General features: G+C 60.3%; 6 protein-coding genes and 1 pseudogene. 2 read left to right on the top strand and 5 right to left on the bottom strand.

The window, feature by feature from the left end:
- Positions 1 to 361: TolC family protein (locus tag WA989_RS15265; RefSeq protein ID WP_424341337.1), on the top strand; the 361-nt coding region annotated here is incomplete at its 5' end.
- 48 nt (positions 362 to 409) lie between these two features.
- Positions 410 to 1,411 carry a lipid A deacylase LpxR family protein gene (locus tag WA989_RS15260; protein WP_424341336.1) on the top strand — a complete coding sequence of 334 codons (1,002 nt, stop codon included), beginning with the start codon at positions 410 to 412 and terminating at the stop codon, positions 1,409 to 1,411.
- A gap of 258 nt (positions 1,412 to 1,669) precedes the next feature.
- Here WA989_RS15260 and WA989_RS15255 read toward each other — a convergent pair.
- From WA989_RS15255 to trbF, 5 genes and pseudogenes are all read right to left on the bottom strand, one after another.
- A pseudogene (locus WA989_RS15255) lies at positions 1,670 to 1,919 on the bottom strand (IS6 family transposase); the annotation flags it as partial.
- Between the two features lie 71 nt (positions 1,920 to 1,990).
- The gene (locus tag WA989_RS15250) at positions 1,991 to 2,227 is read right to left on the bottom strand and encodes a DUF2274 domain-containing protein (protein WP_424341335.1); all 237 of its coding nucleotides are present in this window, start codon (positions 2,225 to 2,227) and stop codon (positions 1,991 to 1,993) included.
- Entirely contained in the window at positions 2,208 to 3,488 is a 1,281-nt protein-coding gene (locus WA989_RS15245) for a TrbI/VirB10 family protein (protein ID WP_424341334.1), read from the bottom strand. The genes WA989_RS15250 and WA989_RS15245 overlap by 20 nt, the downstream gene beginning before the upstream one ends.
- The gene (gene trbG / locus WA989_RS15240) at positions 3,485 to 4,486 is read right to left on the bottom strand and encodes a P-type conjugative transfer protein TrbG (RefSeq protein ID WP_424341333.1); all 1,002 of its coding nucleotides are present in this window, start codon (positions 4,484 to 4,486) and stop codon (positions 3,485 to 3,487) included. Before trbG ends, WA989_RS15245 begins: the two co-directional genes overlap by 4 nt.
- Positions 4,487 to 4,488: 2 nt before the next feature.
- On the bottom strand, positions 4,489 to 5,178 hold the full coding sequence (gene trbF, locus WA989_RS15235) for a conjugal transfer protein TrbF (protein WP_424341332.1): 690 nt from the start codon (positions 5,176 to 5,178) through the stop codon (positions 4,489 to 4,491).
- Positions 5,179 to 5,313 lie beyond the last annotated feature (135 nt).

Below are 5,313 nucleotides of genomic sequence, written 5' to 3'. Positions count from 1 at the left end.
GTTTTCCAGGGATCGTATCCGAGCGGGCATACGGGCCGCTGACGCTCGCGAAGAAGCAGCCCTCGCAACTTATGAAAAGGCGGTCATCGTTGCGCTGAATGAAAGCGAGCAAGCCTTGAACAGCTTTGTCAGCTCTCAACAACGCTTCATTTCATCCACTGGTGCAGTCGAACGTCAGCGCGAGATCTTCGCCCTTGCCGAACGTCGGTATGAAGGCGGGGAAGATGACAGGCTCGCCCTCGAACGCGCCCGCATAGAGCTGATCGAGACGGACCGGCGCGCGATCGCTGCGCGGTCAGATGTATCCATAGCCGCAATAGCCACCTTCAAGGCACTCGGTGGCGGCTGGCTAGAGCCCTAGCGAAGCCTGGTCTTAAAAAAACAAAGCTGCCCGGAAAGATCGTCCCCCATGCTCAGAGGTTTGCTCGTTAAATTTTTTCTCGCGGTGGTGATCGGCCAAGCAAGCGCTGATCAGGCAAATGATACCCCTCAGGATGAGAAGCCCACGGTTACGTTTGTCTGGGAGAATGACAGTTTCGCCAATACTGATCGCAATTACACCAACGGTGTTCGGCTGTCCTGGCTGTCTGGAACGCGGCCAACCGATGGCGTGTCCGAATTTATTGCTGAAACCGTGCTAGGCGCTAAAGAGAACGCCGTTCGACGGCGCGGCTTTGCTGTTGGTCACTCAATCTTTACGCCGTCTGACATCGAAAGCACAAGGCTGCTGCCGAAACAGCATCCTTACGCTGGCTGGCTTTACGGGGAATTCAGCGGCGTGGTCGAACAAGCTGATGCGGTCGACACGTTTTCAATTCAACTGGGTATTGTTGGTCCCAGCGCGGGTGGTGAGTGGGTGCAGAACGAGTTTCATTCAATCATCGGCATCGATGGCGCGAATGGATGGGACAACCAGCTTGAGGATGAACTCGGCGTCGTTATTTCGTATGACAAGAAACTGAGACGCATCGCCCAATTCGGGTCGTCTGGCTTCGGCGCTGATGTGACGCCAAGCATCGGTGCCTCAATCGGGAACATCAACACCCATGTACGCGCCGGACTCACATTGAGGGTGGGGCAAAATCTCGAAAATGACTATGGCCCACCGCGCATACGCCCATCCTTGGGTGGGGCAGGGTTCTTCACGCCGGCTGACAATTTTAGCTGGTATGTGTTTCTTGGCGCAGAAGGGCGTGCGGTCGCGCACAATATTTTTAACGATGGCAGCCTGCTGCGCGACGACATCGTCGATCTGGACCGTAACCTGTGGGTAGCGGACTATCAGGGGGGCCTGGTCGTCCAGCTATACCATGTCCAGATGGCTCTGACGCTCGTTGAACGATCAAGGGAATTCAGCGGTCAGGAAGAAGAGCAGCGATTTGGCGCCTTCAGCATCAGCAGGAAGTTCTGATTGGGACTTCCATCGGGCATCACTTCAGTGATGATGACGCGACGGAGCTGTCAGTCTGATGTGAACCGGTCTCCAGCAACCATTATCGTAAGGTTTGCTTGGGCGGCCAGAAGAGACCTCCATTCAAGAAAGGCGGGATTTCGGGGAGGTCTCTAAATCTTGGTCTGCGTTCGATGTTTCTCTGATGATTGAAATGATCATGGGCGGAGGATTGGACCGAGACGCACTTCTGCAAACTTCTCATTTGACTGGGTCGGCCTCATCCAGATGCCACCGCCACTGCGTAACCTGGCGCATGGAGTAAGATGCTTTCGTCTGATCTCTACGGCGACATTGGATGGAACCCGTTCCACCAGTGAAGGGCGCTTTCGTGGCAAACGTCGATACCGCGCTCGTGAAGTAGGTCTTCGACGTTTCTCCAGGAGAGCGGAAATCTGACATACATCATCATCGCCGAACGGAGGATTTCGGGTGATGTGTTGAAAGAACGAAACGGGCTTTTGGACATGGACTAAACTTATTCAGATCAGCTTGGTCGCTCAATTGCGGTTTGGGGCATGACCTAATCTGCGTCACAACTTAAGGCTTCATGCAGGCCTTGGGGGAGAGGTCTTTGCGAGCCCGCTTGAAGGCCGTATCTGAGTTCAGGAACAGCTCCAGCATAGCAGGGATCAGGACTTCGGGCTTTTCTGCCTCGCCATAGATTTGCCGGTAGACTTCAGCATAGTCTTTCAGGGCCTCGGCAAGTTCCGGGTCGAGGGACAGACTCATGCGGACAGGCGTGCGGTCGGGAAGCTTATCGAGGCGGAGCGACATTGAGAGTCTCGCTGTAGGGTTTTAGGATGAGGTCCTGCGTCACGATCACCCGGACCGGCCAGCCCGGCCGGATGCGTATGGTCGGCTGGATGTCGAGATTGCCCTCGACAACGCGTTCGCCGGCCTCATTGACCGTGTCGGCGGTGCCGTCGCGGATCGCTCTTGCAATCTCGTCTTCATTGTCGCGTCCGACCTCAGCGCCGATGCCGAGCACTGTGGCAAGACCCGCGGCCAGGAAGACCCTGTCCCAATGATGGTCGGTCCGGTCGCTGAGGCCAGCATAGCCAAGCCGGTCTGAGCCGGGGGCCGAGATCAGGATGGAGCTCGCATCGGGAAAGAGAATCCTGTCCCAGGTGACGAGCGCCCGGTTCTGGCCGAAGGAGACCTGCGACTGATAGCGGCCGAGCAGCCGGGATCCTTGAGGGATTAGGAGGTGGGTCCCGGTCGCTGTGTCATACACAGGCTGTGTGACCTGCGCGATGATCGTGCCGGGCAGGTCTGAATTGATGCCTGTCACGAGACTGGCCGGTATGAGCGTGCCGGCCATCAGCGCATAAGGCGAGGCGGCTGGCTGGAGCGGGTCCGGATTGAGCGTTTCGGAGGCGTAACGGTCTTGTGCGAAGTCGAGCTTGGCTTGCTGGAGATTGGCGTCTGGTCGGCTGGCGTGTTCTTGGTGAGGGCCAAACCCGCCTGCGGCAAGCGCGAGGAGTTCTGAGTTGATGGCCGCCATCGGATCGGCTGGCCGGGCGGGTTGGGGCGACGCCGTGCGGGTTGAGAGCTGGAAGAAGAGGGGCGCGAGGGTGGCCTCTTCCTGGAGCTTGGCCTGGCGGAGGCGGCGGGCGCGCTCGGCTTCATCCTCGGCGTTGGGCTTGAAACTGGTTTCAAACTCGGTGGCAGGGATGACCGGGACACCGGCGGCCAGTTCGCTGGCAAGAATGGTCGAGCCGAGATCGCCCGGCAGCGGCGCGCCGAGCGGGATTACGGGTTCCGCAGTCTGAAAGCCGGGTGCATCATAGCTTGCGGGCAGGGCGGAGAGGCCCTCCGGCGTGCGCTTGGCCTGCTTTGTGTAGACCGGCTTTGACGGTTCAGCTGAAGCCGGGCTGGCCGGCTTCAGGGCCAAATTAGCCGCTGCGAACAGACCGATAACGCCAAGGCCTGCGCCGGCCAGCAAGACCTTGCGGTTCATCCGCGTGACAGGCCGGGGGCGGGACCGGATCTCGAGGTCTGCGGTGTGTTGTTTGAAGGTCTTCGGTTCGCTCAATTGCGGCCTCCAAACAGGGCGGCAAGGCCGGCCCGCTTCTGGCTGCGATGGATCCGAACCACGGTCTGGTCCTTTTCGCCGAGACGGAGCTCCGCGGTCTCAAACAGCCGGTCGACGATGTAGTAGCCGCCGCGGACGCGGTAATTGACGAGTTCGGCGTCGCCTGCCTCGCCAAGGATGAAGAGGGGCGGGGCGTCGCTTGAATTCATCGCCTCGGGCATCTGGATGAAAACCTGGCGGCCATCATCAAATGCGCGGACCGGCGTCCAGCGAGGCCGGTCGCCCGTTATGCGATAGTCGAAGTTTAGGTCCGTCAGGCTGAGCGAGCGAGAGATCGACGCGGCGCCTTCTGTCCGCTGGAGGGCCGCGCGGGATCTTGCCTGCGCGAGTTCGTCCTGCGGGTAGCGCCAGGAGAGCGCCGCCATATAGCCGTCATAGACGCTGTCTAGCTCGAGATAATAGGTTCGCCGGTCGGTTGCGATCATGAGATTGGTCTTGATGCCATGTTGCACCGGTTTGACCAAGACATGAGACCGGGCGGCCGGGCCTGAGCCTGATTGTGTATCACCGACCACCCAGCGGGCCGTGTCGCCCGCCGACACGGAGACCAGAGTCTCGCCAGGCTGCAACGCGATGTCGGTGACCTGGCCGGGGCTGGTATATAGCCGGTAAAGCGCCCCTTCGGTATACGGATAGACTTGGATGGCGTTCACAAATCCGTCGACGGAGGGTTCGATGCGGGCAGCCGATGTTCCCTCTTGGATAGCTTGGCCGGGTGGCATGGAGGCACCCGGTCTTGTCTCGGTGAGGGGTTTCATCTGACCGGGAAGCGGGAGCGGCGTCACGGTCTCGACGACTTCAATGACCGGGGCTGATGTGTCTTCGACAAGCTCGGCCCGCAGGAAGGCTGGCGCGATGGTCGTTTCTTGCGGATCTGGCGCCGTGGCGCAGGCGGTGAGGAGGGCGAGGGCCGAGCAGGCAGCGAGGATCGGTTTCATGACTAGTCTCCTGTGACGAGGTCTTCGCCCCAGTTGAGGCTGCTGATGTAAAGGCCGAGCGGATTGGCGCGGAGCGTTTCGGCATCGCGCGGGGGATCAAGCAGGATCGAAAGGAGCCCCGTAAATCTTCGCGTCTCGATGAGGACGCCATTGTCATAGGTCTTCTCCAGCCAGCGGGCCTGGAAGCTTTCCGGGGAGACGCGCACGACGCTGATGACATCGCTCGTGCGGGACCGCTTGCCGATATGGGCGAAGGGGTCATTTTCATGCGCATACTGGCTGAGCGTGACCGCCGCCTGCGCGGTCGCAAAATCATAGGCCTTCAGCCAGTTCTCACGCACGATGACAGGATCGACAGACAGGCTGCGCACATTCTCGATGAAGGCGGCGAGATGGTGAGCAATCTGCGCATCGGACGGCAGGTAGGTATCGCTGGCAGGCCCGATGGCGCGGACCTCGCCGAACTCGCCGACCTCGACCACATAGGGGACGATGTCAGCCTGCAAGCTTCGCCAGATGAGCGCTGCTGAAACGGTCGCGCTGACGGCGAGCGTGCCGAGGGCCATATAGCGCCAGTTTCTCGCCTGGACGCGGGCCGAGCCAATCCGCTCATCCCAGACCTGTCCGGCCTTCTGGTACGGCGTTACCGGTTCGGGGCTCGCGCCATAGTGGAGTGTCGATCTCTTGAACATTAGTCATCCCTGTCATTGCTGGAAAGGCTTGGCTGGGCACCGGCACTGCCGCGATCGCCATCGCGCACCGCATGGGCGGCCATGCCGCCTGCCTGGCTCACGCGCTGCTCGGTCTGGAAGCGGCGCGCCCAGGCC

The organism is Henriciella sp. (assembly GCF_049649345.1).
In the GTDB taxonomy this organism is placed as follows: Bacteria; Pseudomonadota; Alphaproteobacteria; order Caulobacterales; family Hyphomonadaceae; genus Henriciella.
The sequence above is the reverse complement of the archived record's forward strand: the minus strand, read 5'-3'. Positions and strand labels throughout refer to the sequence as shown.

What these genes read in the sequence shown, in the direction of transcription:
- WA989_RS15250 (WP_424341335.1), bottom strand. Translation starts at nt 2,227, where the DNA reads ATGTCGCTCCGCCTCGATAAGCTTCCCGACCGCACGCCTGTCCGCATG.
- trbG (WP_424341333.1), bottom strand. Translation starts at nt 4,486, where the DNA reads ATGAAACCGATCCTCGCTGCCTGCTCGGCCCTCGCCCTCCTCACCGCC.
- WA989_RS15260 (WP_424341336.1), top strand. Translation starts at nt 410, where the DNA reads ATGCTCAGAGGTTTGCTCGTTAAATTTTTTCTCGCGGTGGTGATCGGC.
- trbF (WP_424341332.1), bottom strand. Translation starts at nt 5,178, where the DNA reads ATGTTCAAGAGATCGACACTCCACTATGGCGCGAGCCCCGAACCGGTA.